At 39.0% G+C, this 17,231-nt stretch carries 18 protein-coding genes and 1 pseudogene; 9 read left to right on the forward strand and 10 right to left on the reverse strand.

Annotated features, from left to right (window positions below):
* The first annotated feature begins 93 nt into the window (after window positions 1-93).
* A complete protein-coding gene (locus HLH16_RS05475; RefSeq protein ID WP_171528573.1) occupies window positions 94-1,809 on the forward strand; it encodes a VPA1269 family protein in 1,716 nt (571 codons plus the stop codon).
* A 2-nt stretch (window positions 1,810-1,811) separates the two neighbouring features.
* A complete protein-coding gene (gene gmtX / locus HLH16_RS05480) occupies window positions 1,812-2,462 on the forward strand; it encodes a gamma-mobile-trio protein GmtX (protein ID WP_171528574.1) in 651 nt (216 codons plus the stop codon).
* A gap of 212 nt (window positions 2,463-2,674) precedes the next feature.
* Here gmtX and HLH16_RS15910 read toward each other — a convergent pair.
* Window positions 2,675-2,938 (reverse strand): annotated as a pseudogene (locus HLH16_RS15910) (copper resistance protein NlpE N-terminal domain-containing protein); the annotation flags it as partial.
* Between the two features lie 337 nt (window positions 2,939-3,275).
* On the opposite strand from HLH16_RS15910, the gene HLH16_RS05490 reads away from it, so the two are divergent.
* Window positions 3,276-3,863, forward strand: coding sequence for a 1-acyl-sn-glycerol-3-phosphate acyltransferase (locus tag HLH16_RS05490; RefSeq protein WP_171528576.1), 588 nt, complete (start codon window positions 3,276-3,278; stop codon window positions 3,861-3,863).
* Window positions 3,864-4,039: 176 nt separating this feature from the next.
* Here HLH16_RS05490 and HLH16_RS05495 read toward each other — a convergent pair whose 3' ends face one another.
* Window positions 4,040-4,375 carry a hypothetical protein gene (locus tag HLH16_RS05495; RefSeq protein WP_171528577.1) on the reverse strand — a complete coding sequence of 112 codons (336 nt, stop codon included), beginning with the start codon at window positions 4,373-4,375 and terminating at the stop codon, window positions 4,040-4,042.
* Window positions 4,376-4,574: 199 nt separating this feature from the next.
* The gene (locus tag HLH16_RS05500; protein WP_171528656.1) at window positions 4,575-5,309 is read right to left on the reverse strand and encodes a sulfite exporter TauE/SafE family protein; all 735 of its coding nucleotides are present in this window, start codon (window positions 5,307-5,309) and stop codon (window positions 4,575-4,577) included.
* A 244-nt stretch (window positions 5,310-5,553) separates the two neighbouring features.
* On the opposite strand from HLH16_RS05500, the gene HLH16_RS05505 reads away from it, so the two are divergent.
* On the forward strand, window positions 5,554-5,748 hold the full coding sequence (locus HLH16_RS05505; RefSeq protein ID WP_171528578.1) for a hypothetical protein: 195 nt from the start codon (window positions 5,554-5,556) through the stop codon (window positions 5,746-5,748).
* An 86-nt stretch (window positions 5,749-5,834) separates the two neighbouring features.
* Here the strand turns inward: HLH16_RS05505 and rsmD are convergent, their stop codons facing one another.
* The gene (gene rsmD, locus HLH16_RS05510; protein WP_171528579.1) at window positions 5,835-6,392 is read right to left on the reverse strand and encodes a 16S rRNA (guanine(966)-N(2))-methyltransferase RsmD; all 558 of its coding nucleotides are present in this window, start codon (window positions 6,390-6,392) and stop codon (window positions 5,835-5,837) included.
* Window positions 6,393-6,395: 3 nt separating this feature from the next.
* Complete coding sequence (gene mrdA, locus HLH16_RS05515) at window positions 6,396-8,426, reverse strand: penicillin-binding protein 2 (protein ID WP_171528580.1); 2,031 nt, start codon at window positions 8,424-8,426, stop codon at window positions 6,396-6,398.
* A 233-nt stretch (window positions 8,427-8,659) separates the two neighbouring features.
* On the opposite strand from mrdA, the gene HLH16_RS05520 reads away from it, so the two are divergent.
* The 4 genes from HLH16_RS05520 to HLH16_RS05535 all read left to right on the forward strand — a co-directional run bounded on the left by HLH16_RS05520 (window position 8,660) and on the right by HLH16_RS05535 (window position 11,579).
* On the forward strand, window positions 8,660-9,178 hold the full coding sequence (locus HLH16_RS05520) for a hypothetical protein (RefSeq protein ID WP_171528657.1): 519 nt from the start codon (window positions 8,660-8,662) through the stop codon (window positions 9,176-9,178).
* A gap of 63 nt (window positions 9,179-9,241) precedes the next feature.
* Window positions 9,242-10,558, forward strand: a complete 1,317-nt coding sequence (locus HLH16_RS05525) for a DUF445 domain-containing protein (protein ID WP_171528581.1) — start codon at window positions 9,242-9,244, stop codon at window positions 10,556-10,558.
* Between the two features lie 82 nt (window positions 10,559-10,640).
* Entirely contained in the window at window positions 10,641-11,300 is a 660-nt protein-coding gene (adk, locus tag HLH16_RS05530; protein WP_171528582.1) for an adenylate kinase, read from the forward strand.
* A 96-nt stretch (window positions 11,301-11,396) separates the two neighbouring features.
* Window positions 11,397-11,579, forward strand: coding sequence for a hypothetical protein (locus HLH16_RS05535; protein WP_171528583.1), 183 nt, complete (start codon window positions 11,397-11,399; stop codon window positions 11,577-11,579).
* 2 nt (window positions 11,580-11,581) lie between these two features.
* Here HLH16_RS05535 and nth read toward each other — a convergent pair whose 3' ends face one another.
* Both nth and HLH16_RS05545 read right to left on the reverse strand, forming a co-directional pair.
* Window positions 11,582-12,277, reverse strand: a complete 696-nt coding sequence (gene nth, locus HLH16_RS05540; protein WP_214646621.1) for an endonuclease III — start codon at window positions 12,275-12,277, stop codon at window positions 11,582-11,584.
* 3 nt (window positions 12,278-12,280) lie between these two features.
* On the reverse strand, window positions 12,281-13,075 hold the full coding sequence (locus tag HLH16_RS05545; RefSeq protein WP_171528584.1) for an RnfABCDGE type electron transport complex subunit B: 795 nt from the start codon (window positions 13,073-13,075) through the stop codon (window positions 12,281-12,283).
* A 345-nt stretch (window positions 13,076-13,420) separates the two neighbouring features.
* On the opposite strand from HLH16_RS05545, the gene gdhA reads away from it, so the two are divergent.
* Window positions 13,421-14,767 (forward strand): NADP-specific glutamate dehydrogenase, encoded by a 1,347-nt coding sequence (gene gdhA / locus HLH16_RS05550; protein ID WP_252151755.1) that lies wholly within the window; start codon window positions 13,421-13,423, stop codon window positions 14,765-14,767.
* Window positions 14,768-14,837: 70 nt separating this feature from the next.
* Here gdhA and HLH16_RS05555 read toward each other — a convergent pair whose 3' ends face one another.
* The 3 genes from HLH16_RS05555 to rlmH form a co-directional block, all read right to left on the reverse strand.
* Window positions 14,838-15,605, reverse strand: a complete 768-nt coding sequence (locus tag HLH16_RS05555; protein ID WP_171528585.1) for a DUF4377 domain-containing protein — start codon at window positions 15,603-15,605, stop codon at window positions 14,838-14,840.
* Between the two features lie 139 nt (window positions 15,606-15,744).
* Window positions 15,745-16,521: a DODA-type extradiol aromatic ring-opening family dioxygenase gene (locus HLH16_RS05560; protein WP_171528586.1), complete on the reverse strand. Its 777-nt coding sequence runs from the start codon at window positions 16,519-16,521 to the stop codon at window positions 15,745-15,747.
* 215 nt (window positions 16,522-16,736) lie between these two features.
* A complete protein-coding gene (gene rlmH, locus HLH16_RS05565; protein ID WP_131213799.1) occupies window positions 16,737-17,219 on the reverse strand; it encodes a 23S rRNA (pseudouridine(1915)-N(3))-methyltransferase RlmH in 483 nt (160 codons plus the stop codon).
* Window positions 17,220-17,231 lie beyond the last annotated feature (12 nt).

A 17,231-nucleotide genomic window follows, 5' to 3' on the forward strand; every position in this document is an offset into this window, starting at 1 on the left:
CATTTGAATGATTTCTTCTTGGTCTACGTGCCATAAAATACTCCATATATTGATGTTTATAACATCATTTGGGGAGCAAAATATCACTTATAAGTGTTGTTCAAATTTCCTGATCCACCTCTGTCTGATGATATTTCTACTGGTTTTTATATAAATACAAATAAAACTGCTGATATGCGAAAAAATAAGGGTAAGTCAGGATATACAATTCCTTGGGAAAATAGGGTTGTTCTATTTTGGTTAGAAAAATTAAGAAATTGGCAAGAAAAGTACAATCCAATACAAGAGCCTACACCTTGTAAAAGTCTAGAAATAAAACATATAGGCCAGAAAAAATCAGAATATGCTTTAGAGAAGATGGGTGATGTTTGTTTTTTATTTCGTCATGCAGCTGCTGATAATTTAGAAGATAGAAAAAAACCTATTTTTGATAGCACTCTCAACACACTATGGACTAAACTTTTAAAAGATTTTGAGGAAGATTTATACTCTTCAGGTCATACTTTTAAAGATGGTAAAAAAATCAACTTCGTTGAGGTTATTCAAACTGAAGATAGATTTAGGCTAAAAGTATTATTTCCACTACATAGTCTACGCGTCTCTCTTATCACAAGCTACTTAATGGAAGGTAATATTCCATTACCGATCATTTCAAAATTGCTTGCAGGACATTCCAGTCTTTTGATGACAATGTATTATGCTAAATTAACTCCTATGGTCATGCAGGAAAAAATATCTGAGGCTGAGGAGCTAATTGAGGCTTCTAGTGATAAAAATCTTGCCCTTTTTTTGCGGGATCATGAAATAAAAGATATTGTTGAAAGTACAGCATTTAGAGATACAAATGCAATTAGTGCAATATTAAAAGTTAAAAATCCATTAAGTTGGGAGCTAAAAAGTTATGGGATATGTTTAGCAGCAGGAAATAGGATTCCAACTACAGAAGGTATCGAGAATAGAAATATTGCGGGCTGTTGGAATGGTGGTGATCTAATTGATGATTATGAAAAATTAGGAACTAAAAATTATCAACAAGTACCCCATGGAGCTGAAAATTGTGTTCGTTGCAGATGGTTTATTACGAATGCTCATTATTTGCCTCAATTAGTAGCACATTTTAATATCCTTAGTTATAAAGCTACTTTATGCGCACAAGCAGCTAGAAAAGCTAGTGACAAAATTAAGTTACTTGAAGAAGAACAATACAATTGTGAAAAAAATGGAATTACTTTTAATAAATTTAATGATTTAGATCGATTAATGGTCGAAAATAAAACTGAATTATGTGAAGCAGATGAATATTGTAAAGATATTGTAGCAACAATTGATTTGATTAATAAAATAACAAAAATTGAAAAAAGCAGAGGTTCTGAAGATCAATCTCAAAAAATTGTTTCTGTTGGTAGTGAAGAGGATATTCGATTTGTTTTTGAAGAGACATATTCTGAACTGTTACAACTTTGTTTAATTTGTGATGATGCTGAGATTTATCCAGAATTAAAAAATCAAATTAATAAAACTCCTGCTATAGAAAAGAGAACTCGGTTATTAAGTCAAATATTAATGAAAAAAGGATTTTTTCCAAATATTTTAGATTTAGATGAAGATCAACAACTTTATACTATTAATGAGATATTGAGAAATATGGTTAAATTAACTGATAAACAGTCAAAAGTTGAGAGTTATAGGGCTGTTATTGATCAACTGGAATCAAATTCTTTTGAAATTGAAAATTTTTTCTTTCCTGATACTAAAAATATTGTGGATACAGTTCTAAAAGTAGAGTTTAACGTAGAGGAGGATGTTTAAATATGAATGATCAATATGAAGAGTATTTACAAGAGCTTCTTGAGGGTAAGGACTCTAGAACGGCTAAATCTCTAAATAAACTTAATGGACTCTTAAAAAACCATTATGAATCTGGTGAAACAGAATATTCAATTGCCCATATTGGGAGATTATCAAAAGCTTCAGGTGGTATTGGTGAAGTAAGTATACGTAATCAATCTGGAAAACATTATCAACAACTTATCCAATATTGGAAAAATAGAGCCGAAGATGATTTTCAAAAAAAGCCTGTAAGTGAATTAAAAGATGTAACTCAGAAAGAAATAGAGCTTATTAAAGATAATGTAAGTAATGTACTTGCCCGAAGTTACATATTCTCAGTTATTTCTGAGCGGAATAGATTGCGTAAAGAAATACAAAATTTAAAAAATTCTTTGAAAAATAATTATCTAATTTCACTAGAAGATTCCAATAGCACTAAGATTAAAGAAACTAAAGTACTAACTCCATTAGAAGTCAAAGCTTTAAAAGATGTTTTAGATAATAACAGTAATTTTTTAAGAAAATATTGGACTATTCATGAGAATGGTTCTGTCGATAATGAAGAAGGCGAACAACTGTTTAAAGCTGGATTTATAAATGCTGTGAAAAAAATTTTGGAAAATGAAACTTAGGTGTAAAGTTATAGGTTAAGTGCTTTCAGGATATTTTTTGTTACATTTTGGTCAGTGTACTTATTAAGATAATTGTCAGATTGTTATGACTACATTCTTATAGAAATTGATTTATATATCATTTTTATATGTTTTTTTTATTTAAATTTATTTAGTTTTTTGAAAAATATAGAAATATTTACTTATTATATGATTTATACGCTAGATAATACATTGGATTTTAACTCGAGATCTGTTTCAATTCCTTCACAATCGGCACATGGAAAAACACCTTTATATTCACCGGCCCAATCCAGTGAAGTTTCTACAGTATCACCCATCGGGGTTGCAGGTTGAGTATTGGTAGGCTGCATAGATTGAGTTTGAGTGGCAGTATTTTCAGGTGTTTGATTAGTTTCATGCGTATCGGTATTCGGTTTGCTACATGCAGTTAAAGCGATTGTGCTCAGTGATAGGATCAATATTGTTTTTTTCACAATTTATTTCCTTTTATATGGCAATGAAACATTTAAAATTACGTGGAAAAGGAGGTTGTTTAAAGAGTGATATTGTTTGTGCTTTGTTATTGATCGCATGGGTTTTTAGGATAAATATTACTGTTTTTATTTAACTTTTTCTGTATAAATTCAATTCTTGCCTAAGAAAGTAATAATTTTTTTTGCGGTATATAACGGTAAAAACAAATATATATATTTCATTTAAATTATAAGTTATACATTTATATATTAATTGATTATTAATTACTCATATTGAGCTATCTTATTTCAGTGACCTTGTTAAAATCTGCGCACTTTATTAGGTTGCGGTGTTTTTGTGTTCGAAAAGTTAGCTGAACAAAGTTTAAAAATGATGGGCTGGGAAATTGATAATCATTGGCCACTTGATTTGGATCAGTGCGTGATGATTGCAGCACCACACACCAGTAATTGGGATGCTTTATATGCCCGTTTAGCCCTAAAAGCTTTAGGGGTGAATGTCCGTTTAACCATTAAAGACAGTTATATGAAGTTTCCATTTGGGTCATTTGTACGTGCTTTGGGTGGTATCGGTATTGACCGCACACCAAAAGCAGAAGGGGAGCCACGCCCAAGTATGGTTCAGGTGATGACCGATTTATTCAAAGACCATCCAAAGTTAGTGATGCTGGTGACACCTGAAGCAACACGTGCAAAACAAGAACAATGGAAAACTGGATTTTATCATGTGGCAACGGGTGCAGGTGTTCCTATTGCTTTGGCCTATATGGATTATGCTAAGAAAAAAACCGGTGTAGGGAAAATTGTATATCCTACAGGGGATTATGAAAAGGATATGGCCGAAATTATGGATTTCTATTCACAAATCAATGCGAAATTTCCAGAAAATTTTAGCGTTGATAAGCGTTATTATACTGAAGCATAGTTTTTAAAAGGACAGGGAACGTATCCTTGTCCTTTTAAAATATCAGTCAGATTTACCAATGATAAAACCATGCCTAGACGTTTCAGTATTCGCCCGGCTGCCAGTCAGCATAGGGTTGAGCACTTTTTAGTGACGATCAAATCTGTAGGGTATTCACTTAACGAGATAAAATAAGTTTATTCATTTATTTTTGGTGTTGGACTGATTCCACCTAAATGCTGGCAAGCCTCCTGATAAATGGCATATTGTTCCTTAATCACATCGCTTAATGGAACATCAAATAATTCTTCACCCTCTTTATAGCTTTGCACATAAGATTCGGCTTTTTGGCGGCTAGAAGCGAGTGATTGTTCGTGAAATGAGGTAATGGAACTATGCGTCATTTGTGTACTTTCAATTTTATTGCATTGAAAGTATGCAAGCATTTTTTCAGCATGTTTGACATCGCGAGATGTGCCTAAGCTACAGCCTGTTAGCAGAATCATCCCTGCTAACAAAATCAAGGTTTTCATTTTTAGAAAAACTAGTGGAGAGGATCAGTTATTGTATAAAGTTTTCTTTAACATTCATGGAATGTAGAATATCAACTGCATGTTTTTTGATTAAATGAGATTTATCTCATTTTTTGGATCATCTTTTTAGGGGAGATTATTTCACCTCTCGGCATTTGATTTTTTAAATGATTTTTAAATATTTTCATAATCAATAAATTTAGAGCAGAGTGCTGAAAATTAAAAAACAACCCGATGTAAATAATAGACTTAATACGGTATGTTTAAATTGCCGCTCTGAAATTTTATAAAATAATTTTGCCCCCAAGATAGCAGGGAAACTGACACTGACAAGCAAGAGGGCCATATAAGGTAGCAGTTGTATTTCGAGTGTACCTTGTAGCAAATAGGCCAGTAAAGTGAATAACTGAATAGCAAAATTAAAATGCCGTAAAATATAGCGTTGCTCTTGTTTGGACAGGTTTTTCAGCATGACCCATGCAGAAGGCAGTGAACCACAAAATCCGCCTAAACCACCCAGTATTCCCCCGATAAACCCCACCAGACTATCTGCAAATTTCCCTGATTGCTGCAGTCGTGGAAATTGCGGATTGAAGAACATGATCGGGCACCACAACACTAAAAATAAGCCTAGAATCAATTTAAAGGTTTCTGGCTGAATAATATGCAGTAAATACGTGCCTAAAGGAACACCGATAAGTCCTGCAATTAAATACGGGAAAATCAGTGATTTATTTAAATGAGGATGCTTTTGCTCATTCGATAATGAAATGAGATGGCTCCATACCGAAGCAAAGACCACCAAAGGTGCAGCAATTTGCGGAGAGAGTACCCAAACCCAGAAAGACATGGCAATGAGGGCAAAGGCAAAGCCGGTAAGCCCTTGTACGAAACCTGCGACCATTGCGCCAACAATAAATAACAACCAGGTCATAGGAATCAGTACAGATGAAAAGTCAGTAGTATTCAAAAGATAGCGAAAAAAACCAAGCTTATATTTAGCTGTATTTCTGCAAATCTAAGTAGAACTTTGAATAAAAGGATTTAATAAGATATGTATTGAATATTTTGACCATGAATAAAAAATAAATAAATCACTACAAGAGAGCAACAATGGCTCCGTTCACTCTCCATTAAATCCTTTAATACTGGCATGGTGCAGTAAAGAGGTGATGAACATGATGAAAAAAGTGATATTACTTTCTGTATTGGCAGTGTCATTAACTGGCTGTGTTGTTGATCCTTGGGATGACGATTATGGTGGTCATCGAGACCGCAATGGACATTATGATCGACAACATGGTGACCGAGATTGGGATAACAAAGACCGTCATCATGACAGAAACGATCACGATCGACACTACAATCGTTAACAGGTCTATAAACCGGACCTTAAATTGGCAAACTACATTTGACAAAAAAAGGATTCCTAAATGGAATCCTTTTTTATTGCTTCTAATTAAGCCATATTTTTTTGATATAACCCAGCGCGAACGGTTCCTGCTTTGGTCTGTTTAATTTGTTGCCATGAAGATGGAAGTTTGAGCTGGTTTAAATCCCGATCGGCTTCAACATAGATAAAAGCCTCATCCTTAATGAAAGGATCGGCAAGTTGTGCCAGTTCTTCCCATAAATCTAAACTATAAGGTGGATCTAAAAACACCAGATCAAATTGTTCTTTAAGCGTAGGCAATACTTGTTGAGCGGTAGCGACTTTTAATTTTGCATGTTGGCTGGTCACTTTCAGCAATTGCAAATTATCTGTTAAAAATTCAGCTTGAGTTCGATTTGGTTCAATCATCACCACTTGTGACGCGCCACGTGACAAAGCCTCAAAACTTAAGGCACCTGAACCCGCACATAAATCTAGAACATTCGAATTTTGAATGTCCCACATTAACCAGTTGAACAAGGTTTCACGCACACGATCCGGTGTAGGACGTAAACCCTCAATACTGGCAAAAGCAAGTTGGCGGCGTTTCCATTCACCACCAATAATGCGGAGTTGATTTTTCATAGATCATTCACTCTCTACGGGTTGTGAGCTTGTTGATGGTGCTGTACTTGGCACAGTTTGAGTTGCAGACTGTGCTGATTGAGGTTGGTTGGTCGCGTTAGCATCAGCTGTCACTGGATTAATACTACTTGGCAATTCACCCGGCTTAATGCCTGCAGTCATTAAGCCACCACTGATTTGATGAGTGGCTGGGCGGATTGGATTCTTTTTACGTGTCAATAACCAATAATCAAACATAGGGCGAGCCAATTGTGCTGCTGAACCACCGTGTTTACCATTTTCCCATACTACGGCAATGGCAATTTCAGGGTTTTCAGCAGGAGCAAAACCGACAAATAGACCATGGTCAAGTTGACGTTCGGTTAATAATGCTTCGTTATATTTCTTACCTTGGGCAATACTTTTAACCTGTGCTGTCCCTGTTTTTCCTGCAATTTGATACATTGGGGTGCGAATACCACGACCGGTACCACTTTCGATCACATCCACCATGGCATCGCGCATTTTGATCCAGTCTTCAGGCTGACCGTTAAACTGAATTTTTCCATCGGGTGCATTATGCACTTTATAAGGCTTGGCACCGTGACTTTCACGTAATACGTGGGGGGTAATATGTGAGCCCTGATTTGCAGTAATCGCGGTGGCCATCGCCAGTTGTAATGGGGTAGCAGTAAATGCACCTTGGCCAATACTCACCGAAATGGTTTCACCTTTCATCCATTTGCTTTTACGGGTGCGCATTTTCCAGTCCGGGTTTGGGTATAAACCGGTACTTTCACTCGGTAAATCCACGCCAGTTTTTTTACTAAAACCAAATTGGCGCATCCAGGCATTCATTTTCTCAATGCCCATACGGTAAGACAGGACATAAAAGTAAGTATCGCAAGACACCACTTGGGCTTTATGCATATTTACCGCACCATGACCGGATTTTTTATGGTCACGGAAGCGGTGGCTGTCACCCGGCAAGGTAAAATAGCCAGGGTCAGAGATCGCCGTCGCCCAGTCGACATAACCGTAATGAATGCCTCCTAAACCAAACATCGGTTTAATGGTGGAGCCGGGAGGGTAAGCCCCCTGAACTGCACGGTTATAAAGCGGTTGGTCAAGATTGTCTCTGAGCGCACTATAGTCAGTATTACTAATCCCGGTCACAAACAGATTCGGGTTGAAGCTTGGACTTGAAACCAGCGCTAAAATTTCCCCGGTTTTGGGATTTAGTGCCACAATTGCACCCCGACGACCAGCGAGCTGTTCTGTCGCAACAACCTGTAAGCCATAATCAATCGACAGGTATAGGTCATTGCCGCGAACAGGATCTTTACGACCTAAATTACGCAGCACATTACCATGTGCATCGGCTTCAACAGATTCATTACCCGGCACACCGTGCAAAAGGTCTTCATAGGATTTTTCGACCCCAATTTTCCCAATCAGGTTGGTGCCTGCATATAAATCTTTATCAATCGATTTTAATTCTTTGTCATTAATCCGACCGACATAACCAATCACATGCGCAAACAATTCACCATGCGGGTAATAGCGAGTCATTTGGGTTTCTATATTGACCCCAGGGAACTGAAATTTAACTTCACTAAATTTGGCGATATCGGTTTCAGTTAAATTTAATTTGAGTGCCACACGCTCGGTTTTTTTTGAGGTTTTAATTCGGCTACTAAAACGCTCTATATCTTCTTGAGTCAACGCTAAAATAGGGATTAAACGTTTAACTGTATCATCAATATCTTTAACATCAGCACGTGAAATGGTCGCTGAAAACACCGGATAATTGTCTGCAAGTAAAACGCCATTACGGTCATAGATATAACCACGTGCAGGCGCTAAGGGTTGCAGTCGAATTCGGTTCTGATCTGAGGCGGTTGAAAACTCGTCGTAATTTGCAATTTGCAAATACGCATAACGGGAAACGAGTAATAACAGAAAGAATACAACAATCCCGACCGCGATAAACACCCGATTGCGATAAATGCGCTTTTCTTGTTGGACATTTTTTAAAGGAAAGTGCTGCTTCATACGCGATCGACTTACATACAGGAGAGTGGGAAAAACCGGTGAGGTATTCTAACGCATGTCATCATTTTTTGATATTTGTTCAGGTGAACAGATGGACTTGTTTAGCTTAAACTTTGACTTTACAGACATTAAAATTGTAGAGTGCAGTATATAAGAGTTCTGATAATTCTGCTAAAGTCAAAATTGAAAAAAGGACTGTATTAAAAATAAAATTAGGGACAACCATGAAAATAATCACAAAGGTGTATTCTTTGTTGGCATTTTTTGCGCTAGCAAATGTGGCTCATGCACAAGACAATCCGTATTTACCAGAAGCGAAATTAACACCCGAAAGTGCAAAAGCATGGAATGTTGGGGCTGGATTTACCCAGGAAATGATTCATGTGAATGCCGAATGGGTGAATCCGTATGGCATCGCTTATGCAAAAGCAGGGATATTCATAGATGATGATTATACAGCTGGCGGTCAGGTTGGATTTCGCTATCCCTATCATCTGACCGGTAAAGATAAAAATGGTTATTATGTTGGGGTTTATGCCGGACATATTGATAGTAAAAGTGTAGACAATGAACTCAAAGCACAGCTTGGTGCTGGCGTAGATTTAGCCTATGTCTTGTTAAGCAAGGAACGGATTAGTAGTTTTAGTATCGGGATTGGTGCGGGTGAAAAGTTAGAAGATAGAAATGGCAATGTGGTCGCTGAAACAGAGCCGAGAATACAATTTTCCTATACTCTAAGTATTGGTTTATAGTAAAAATATTCAGTTTTATACGATTTAGTATTTGGTGATTAAAAATTAAAATGGATATTATGCATGCTTGAGTACGTCAACGAATTGTGGCAAGCCTTCTTGAAACGCCCAGATTTCTGGGCAGTACTTAGCATTATTCCTGTCACTGCTTTTGTCACTTGGGCGCATGTGTGGATGGCGCTTAAAATGGTCTTTTATCCGATTACTTTCTGGGGATTCCATTTAGGTCCATTACCGGTTGGCTGGCAAGGCATTGTGCCGCGTAAAGCCGGCCGTATTTCAGGGATTATTACCGATAATACCCTGTCAAAACTGGGTTCATTGCGTGAATTCCTGGATGCGATGGATCCGGAAGATATGGCCCGGATCATTGGTGAGCAGGTCGGTTTTGAACTTGAACATCTGATTGATGAGATGATGATTGAACGGAATGCAGTGCTGTGGGAAAATTTACCTTATTCGATTAAGCGCCGTATTTATGCTCAGGCACATAAACAGTTGCCAGGAATCTTAAGAGAACTTGTGACTGAACTGACCATGAACGTCGAGTCACTCGTGGATATGCGTGAAATGGTGGTTCGCCAAATGGAAGGTGATCGCCGTTTAATGGTCAATATGTTTCTTAAAGTGGGTCAAAAAGAAATCAACTTTATTTGGCATATTAGCGCGTTAATCGGGATGTTCTTTGGTATCTTCCAGATGATTGTCTGGTTCGTTGTACCCTGGCATTGGACGGTTCCTTTCTGGGCAGCGGTTTGGGGTTTTCTGACCAACTGGATTGCGATCTGGATGGTGTTTAATCCGCTTGAACCCCACTATGTACGTTATCCGCAGTTCTTTGAATTAACTAAAAATCGTAAATTCCCTTGGGTAAAGCCGGTGATTCCACGTATGGGTACCTATAATATTCAGGGTGCGTTTATGAAACGTCAGGAAGAAGTGTCAGACGTTTTTGCCCGAGTCGTCACAGAAGACCTGATTACCTTAAAATCGATCATGACCGAGATGATGTATGGCGGGAAGAAACACAAAACTCGCCGTATTGTTAAACGTCATATTAATGAAATTATGGAAACACCTCTGGTGAGAACCTCATTACAGATCTCATTAGGGCCAAAAGAGTACGCAAAACTCAAGACGGACTTGATCGATCGCTCGATTGAAATTACGATGGTGCCTGTATGCGACCCTGCGTTCAATGCGAGCCGTGCACAGAAAATCTATCAGATGTTTAGAGACCGTATTCTAGAGTTGACCCCGAGAGAGTTTCAGAATCTGTTACGTCCTGCTTTTCAGGAAGATGAATGGATTTTGATTGTTCTGGGTGGCGTAACTGGATTTATAGCGGGTACAATACATTTGTTTGTGGCTTTCTTATAATTAGATGCTGGAATACATGACGAATCAACAAATTCGGCATGAACAAGGCGTCATATACATTGTTAAATGAGGATGTTTTTTTATGCGCATTATATTACTCGGACCACCTGGAGCAGGTAAAGGTACACAGGCTCAGTTGATCTGTAAGCGCTACAATGTCCCACAAATTTCAACCGGTGATATGCTCCGTGCTGCAATTCGTGAAGGAACTGAATTAGGTCTTAAAGCTAAAAGCGTGATGGAAAGCGGTGGTCTGGTATCAGACGAACTCATCATCGGTCTTGTGAAAGAACGTATTGCTCAACCTGATTGTGTAAACGGTTGCATTTTTGATGGTTTCCCGCGCACGATTCCTCAAGCAGAAGCTTTGGAAAATGAAGGCATTAATATCGATCACGTAATCGAAATTGATGTTCCTGACGAAGAAATCGTACAGCGTCTTTCAGGCCGTCGTCAGCATGCGGCTTCTGGTCGTGTTTATCATGTTGTTTACAATCCACCTAAAGTGGAAGGTAAAGATGATGAAACTGGCGAAGATTTAGTTCAGCGTCCAGATGACCAGGAAGAAACGATTCGTAAACGTTTGGGTTCATATCATACTGAAACTGAACAATTGGTCGGTTTCTATCAAGGTCGTGCTGCTTCTGGCGAAAATGCACCGACTTATGACAAATTGAATGGTCTTCGTCCGATTGAAGAAGTTCAAGCCGATTTGTTCGCGATTTTAGATCAATCAAAATAATTGACCTGCCTTAGTGCGGTGAATGTTTTGACATTAAAAGAGTCCTAAGTCATATTAGGGCTCTTTTAATTTGTACGCTATTTTGAGGATGATCCCTTGCTAAAAATTGGCTTAATTGTATTGATGATTTTTTTGGGTATTGGGGTATTGGCTTTAATGGTTCAAAGTTTCAAATTCTTGCGTCGCGTACAAAAGCAAGAAGCTGAAGAAAAGAAAATTAGCCAACCCGAACGTCAGCTGCACCCGAAATTACAACAAAAAAATAAAGATAAAGACTGAATTTAGATTTTATCTTCAATCATTTTCACTGGAATACTTTTCACTGCACCAAATTCAAAACGATCTGGCCACTGGCAGACATCAGACACTACGCATTCATCACATTTCGGCTTACGTGCAATACAACAATAACGACCATGTAAAATCAGCCAATGGTGGGCATCGAGCATAAATTCTTTGGGAATGACTTTAACCAGTCGATGTTCAACTTCTAACACATTTTTTCCAATTGCCAGACCGGTACGATTGCCTACGCGAAAAATATGGGTATCGACAGCCATGGTGTGATGACCAAAGGCAGTATTCAACACCACATTCGCGGTTTTACGTCCCACACCGGGTAAAGCTTCCAGATCTGCACGGTTATTCGGTACGATGCTGTTGTGCTTCTCAATCAGTATTTTACAGGCCTTGATGACGTTTTCAGCTTTGGCGTTATATAGGCCAATGGTTTTAATATATTCCTTCAGCCCCTCGACTCCGAGTGCATAAATGGCTTCAGGTGTATTGGCAACAGGAAACAGTTTGTCCGTGGCTTTATTCACGCTGACATCGGTGGCTTGTGCAGAAAGCGTTACAGCCACTAAAAGTTCAAAAGGACTGGAGTAATTCAGTTCGGTTTTTGGATGGGGTCTTTGCTCACGTAATCGCTCAAAAAATACCTGAATTTGTTTTTTAGTCATATTCTTTACAGGCATTGTTTATGCTCCTTGCAAAGCATTGAGTTGTTTATTAAGTTCATCTAATTGCAGACGTTTTTTTGTATCCTCACGCACACTGAGTTGTTTTTCTAATTTTTTGATTTGTGTACGAGTTTTTGCAAGTTCGATGGTTGATTTGGCATCTAAATGGACTGCTGGTTTGGCTTTGTTTTGGGTAATAACAATGTCTGGAACACTGTCATTTTGTGCTGAAAATTGAGCAAATAAGGCAGTATCAATATGGGCACGAACCACAGGCCCTTTACGGTTTAAACGTCGTTTTTCCTCACGTTGAATATGTGAGTAATAGCGGTTTCGCAAATCATTTTGTTCCGCAATTCGCATGCTTTCATCGGGCACTGCGTGATGATCTTCAATCAAATCAATACAGTCGACCGGACAAGGGGGAATACACAGTTCACAGCCGGTACACAGGTCCGTCAAAATACTGTGCATGAGTTTACCCGAGCCGATAATGGCATCCACCGGGCAGGCACTGATACATTTGGTACAACCAATACATTCATCTTCGCGAATAATGGCTTTCATGCGTTGTGGACGACCATCACTTTGAATCGGCCAAACACTTTCTTCGGCTTGCAGTTGTGCACGACCGAGTAAATGAGCTAGGGCATCGGCAACAGGTTGACCCCCTGGAACACATTTATTGGCTTCTTCCCCCTCGCTGATGGCTTTTGCATACGGTAAACATCCATCCCGATGACCACATAAGCCACATTGGGTTTGAGGGAGGAGGGCATCAATATTTTGGATGAGAACAATTTGCGAATTCATGTATAAACCACGACTGCTGGAGAAATAGCAGCATACCGAAAGAAGATTAAAACGAAGAGGATGATTTTAGCATGATTTAAGCCTTTAATCTTATGCGCGAAAATGGCGCTATAGGCGCATTATTATTGGGCGAAAAGATAACAAAAACAGTAAGACAGCGTCGCTTTGGCGACAAGATAAAAAATAGTTATAATTAAAATAAATATATGTTATTAAATATTATTTACGTTTTTTTTAAAAAAAGTATTGTACTATGGTTACAAAAGCTATTTAATATTTTGCGCCAAAAATTATCATTTTTTGAAAATTTGACCAATTTTGATCCATCTTTCTGCTGAGGATTAAGTGTTGAAATATAACAGCCTTAACGACTTCCTAGATTACGTTAAATCACGTGATGCACATCAACCTGAATTTCTACAAGCTGTAGAAGAAGTAATGACTAGCCTTTGGCCGTTCATTGAAAAGAACCCAGAGTATGCTGATCATGGTCTACTTGAACGCTTAGTTGAGCCAGAACGTGCAATTCAATTCCGTGTTTCTTGGGTTGATGACAAAGGTCAAACACATGTCAACCGTGCATTCCGTGTACAGTACAATTCAGCAATCGGTCCATTCAAAGGTGGAATGCGTTTCCATCCATCTGTGAACCTTTCAATTCTTAAATTCTTAGGTTTTGAACAGACGTTTAAAAATGCCTTAACTACACTCCCTATGGGTGGTGGTAAAGGTGGTTCAGACTTTGACCCTAAAGGTAAGTCTGAAGGCGAAATCATGCGTTTCTGCCAAGCATTGATGATCGAGCTTTATCGTCACTTAGGTTCAAACACAGATATCCCAGCGGGTGATATCGGTGTAGGCGGCCGTGAAGTTGGCTACATGGCTGGCATGATGAAGAAATTAAGTAATGACACTGCTTGTGTATTCACAGGTAAAGGTCTGACTTTCGGTGGTTCATTGGCTCGTCCAGAAGCAACCGGCTTCGGTACAGTTTATTTTGCTGAGGAAATGCTGAAAACTCGTGGCGACTGCTTCAAAGATAAAGTAGTAACGATTTCAGGTTCTGGTAACGTTGCACAATATGCTGCTGAAAAAGCAATGTACTTGGGTGCGAAAGTAGTTTCACTTTCTGACTCTGCGGGTACAGTTCACGTTAAAGATGGTTTCACTGATGCACTTCTTGCTGAAGTAATGGAACTTAAAAACGTTAAACGTGGTCGTATTTCTGAATTTGCGTCTAAACATGGCTTTGAATACTTAGAAGGTCAACGTCCATGGGGTATCAAATGTGATATCGCGCTTCCATGTGCAACTCAAAATGAGTTGGATGCTGACGATGCTGCTGCTCTTCTTGCAAACGGTGTAATCTGTGTTGCTGAAGGTGCAAACATGCCTTCTACTTTGGCGGCTGTAGAGAAATTCGTTGAAGCGAAAATTCTTTATGCACCCGGTAAAGCATCGAATGCCGGTGGTGTTGCAACTTCTGGTCTTGAAATGTCTCAAAACGCGATTCGTTTAGGCTGGACTTTTGAAGAAGTTGACGAACGTCTACATGCAATCATGAAAGAAATTCACCGCAACTGCGTTAAATACGGTACTAAAGAAGATGGTTCTGTAAACTATGTTGATGGTGCAAACATTGCTGGCTTCGTAAAAGTTGCCGATGCGATGTTGGCTCAAGGCGTATTCTAAGTCTGACTTGGTTTAAGCTTTAAAAAACCGAGGCATTTGCCTCGGTTTTTTTATGTCTTGAATACGCTATTTACTTCATTGTTGAGCGTTCAACGGTCATGTCATGGATATATGCATATTTAGACTGATCGGCGGCTGGATTTTTAATTTCATAACGTTTTATACGAATGATCTGGCGCTCATTCGGGTTATGGGAAAATCCTTCAATCTGGTCATAGAATAAAGTCCAGTCTTTATCGACTTGGGTTTTGACCCCACTATCGTTGTATTTGATTTCACGTACCTGTAAACAGGTTTGCGGGCCTACACCTGTACAGGGTTTAGTTTCAGGTGAAATTTCCAGGAAAATGATTTCAGCCTGAGCGTTATATTTTGTTTCAGGTGTCATTTTCCCCGTGAAAACATATTTTTGACCGCTTGCAGAAATGACCGTTAACGTTGGGTTTTGCGGATCTTTTAAATCCAAAACAAAAGGAACTTTACGATTGTCAAATAAATCTTTAGCGACACTTTCTTGTTGCATGGCTTTGGGTTCACAGGCCATTTGAGTTGCCATTAAATGATCAGTCACAATCTGATTATTTTCTATTTTCCAGCTGCTTCCCATGCCATTACAGCTGGTAGAAATACCAAGACGACCTTTGTCATCAAAATTTAGTATGAGAGGCTTAGGTACGCTCCCTGTAGTGGTGCTCCATTGATACGAAGCAAGGGTTTTATCTGCATTTTGTTGTTGTAATACAGACACGGCCACATCTCCAACTTTTTGAATCTCACCAGATTGACAAGCTGCAAGCGTAAGTGGGAAAAGGGCAATTGCTAAAAATTTAAGTTTCATTTGAAAAGTACTTGGTTTTGAAGAATTTTTATGAGGATATCGTATTGTTATTCAAAAAATATGGATACATTCTGATGAATTGAGTATCAAAATGTATCCATAACTAAAATTTTGTTGTTTGTTAATAAAAAGCTATGAATCAATCAAAACGATAGATATCCATACCGAGTGAACCCATACTGAAGCTACTATGTACAATACTAAAACGATGACCTGTTCCCATTGCAAAGAAGAGTGGTGCAAAGTGTTCTAAGGTCGGATGATTACGTTGGACATAGGGAATTTTTTGCCAATCCAGTACTGCCTCATAATCGTCATGGTTCAGTTTGTTGACCACATAATTACGGAAAGTAGAAGCCCATTCGGGTACATCAGCAGGTTCACCACGCCAAGCAAGCTCAGCCAAGTTGTGGGTAATGCTACCCGAACCAATCATCAATACCTGTTTTTCACGCAGTGGAGCCAGTGTTTGACCAATTTTATAAATATCTTCAGCAGACATGTTCATTGGCAATGAGATCTCAACCACAGGAATATCTGCCTCAGGATACATATGCAGCAACGGCATCCATACCCCATGATCACGAGGGCGGGTGCTATTGGCATGCGCAGCCAAGCCTGCATTGGCTAAAAGATGCAGGATTTCTTCAGCCAGTTCGGGCTGTCCGGGCGCAGGGTAGCGCATTTCATAAAGTTCAGCGGGAAAGCCACGAAAGTCATGCCAGGTTTCAGGACGGACACTGCTACTGACTTCCAGGGCATTACTTTCCCAGTGTGCCGACATCACAATAATCGCTTCAGGTTTAGGCAAGTTTAAACTTAAACGCTGTAACGCTGGACCAACTTGCTCTGGATTAAGCGCAAGCATGGGTGATCCATGTGAAATAAATAAACCGGGTAAAGTTTGTAAATTCATGACGATGCGCCTAATTCAAATAATATCGTTTGGGGTTGTAATGGTTATGATGCCAAAAAGAAGATAGGGAATAAATAGAGTTCATTTCAACATGTTGTTGCATAAATGAAACGATGCGAAAACGAACTCTATAATTTTCACATCAAGACAAAAAGTTAACAATGACGCTATTTCAGCTCTCTAAAAAACTAGAATGAATGATTCAATCTGTTGATTTAACCTGCCCGATGGTAAGGATGATTATGGTTAATACTCATTGCGCGGTACAGCTGCTCAATCAGCATCACTCGAACCATCGGGTGGGGCAAGGTCAGCTTGGACAGCGACCAGTGCCATGCAGCGGCTTTACGCACCGCTTCAGAGTGACCATCTGGACCACCAATCGCTAAAACCACATCGTTGCCTTCCAGCATCCATCCTTTCATGGTTTCCGCCAGTTTCTCCGTACTGAATTCTTTGCCACCGACTTCAAGAGCAATCAGGGTTTCATTGTGCTTCAGTGCATTCAGAATGCTGTCACCTTCAATCTGGCGATATTTTAAAATATCCGCTTCCGAATCATTTTTACCGCGTTTTGCCATGGGTAATTCAATAATCTGAGTCTGCACAAAAGGCTGAATACGTTTGAAGTAATCTTCAAAACCAGTGAGTACCCAGGCTGGCATTTTTTGACCGATGGTAATAATACGGATTTTCATAAGATTCGATGA

The sequence above is a fragment of the Acinetobacter sp. ANC 5378 genome (assembly GCF_013004315.1).
GTDB lineage: Bacteria > Pseudomonadota > Gammaproteobacteria > Pseudomonadales > Moraxellaceae > Acinetobacter.

Bases quoted from the DNA above. Each gene is read 5' to 3' on its own strand.
- gmtX (WP_171528574.1), top strand. From the start codon at position 1,812: ATGAATGATCAATATGAAGAGTATTTACAAGAGCTTCTTGAGGGTAAG.
- HLH16_RS05495 (WP_171528577.1), bottom strand. From the start codon at position 4,375: ATGAAAACCTTGATTTTGTTAGCAGGGATGATTCTGCTAACAGGCTGT.
- HLH16_RS05500 (WP_171528656.1), bottom strand. From the start codon at position 5,309: ATGACCTGGTTGTTATTTATTGTTGGCGCAATGGTCGCAGGTTTCGTA.
- HLH16_RS05505 (WP_171528578.1), top strand. From the start codon at position 5,554: ATGATGAAAAAAGTGATATTACTTTCTGTATTGGCAGTGTCATTAACT.
- rsmD (WP_171528579.1), bottom strand. From the start codon at position 6,392: ATGAAAAATCAACTCCGCATTATTGGTGGTGAATGGAAACGCCGCCAA.
- mrdA (WP_171528580.1), bottom strand. From the start codon at position 8,426: ATGAAGCAGCACTTTCCTTTAAAAAATGTCCAACAAGAAAAGCGCATT.
- HLH16_RS05525 (WP_171528581.1), top strand. From the start codon at position 9,242: ATGCTTGAGTACGTCAACGAATTGTGGCAAGCCTTCTTGAAACGCCCA.
- adk (WP_171528582.1), top strand. From the start codon at position 10,641: ATGCGCATTATATTACTCGGACCACCTGGAGCAGGTAAAGGTACACAG.
- nth (WP_214646621.1), bottom strand. From the start codon at position 12,277: ATGCCTGTAAAGAATATGACTAAAAAACAAATTCAGGTATTTTTTGAG.
- HLH16_RS05545 (WP_171528584.1), bottom strand. From the start codon at position 13,075: ATGAATTCGCAAATTGTTCTCATCCAAAATATTGATGCCCTCCTCCCT.
- HLH16_RS05555 (WP_171528585.1), bottom strand. From the start codon at position 15,605: ATGAAACTTAAATTTTTAGCAATTGCCCTTTTCCCACTTACGCTTGCA.
- HLH16_RS05560 (WP_171528586.1), bottom strand. From the start codon at position 16,521: ATGAATTTACAAACTTTACCCGGTTTATTTATTTCACATGGATCACCC.
- rlmH (WP_131213799.1), bottom strand. From the start codon at position 17,219: ATGAAAATCCGTATTATTACCATCGGTCAAAAAATGCCAGCCTGGGTA.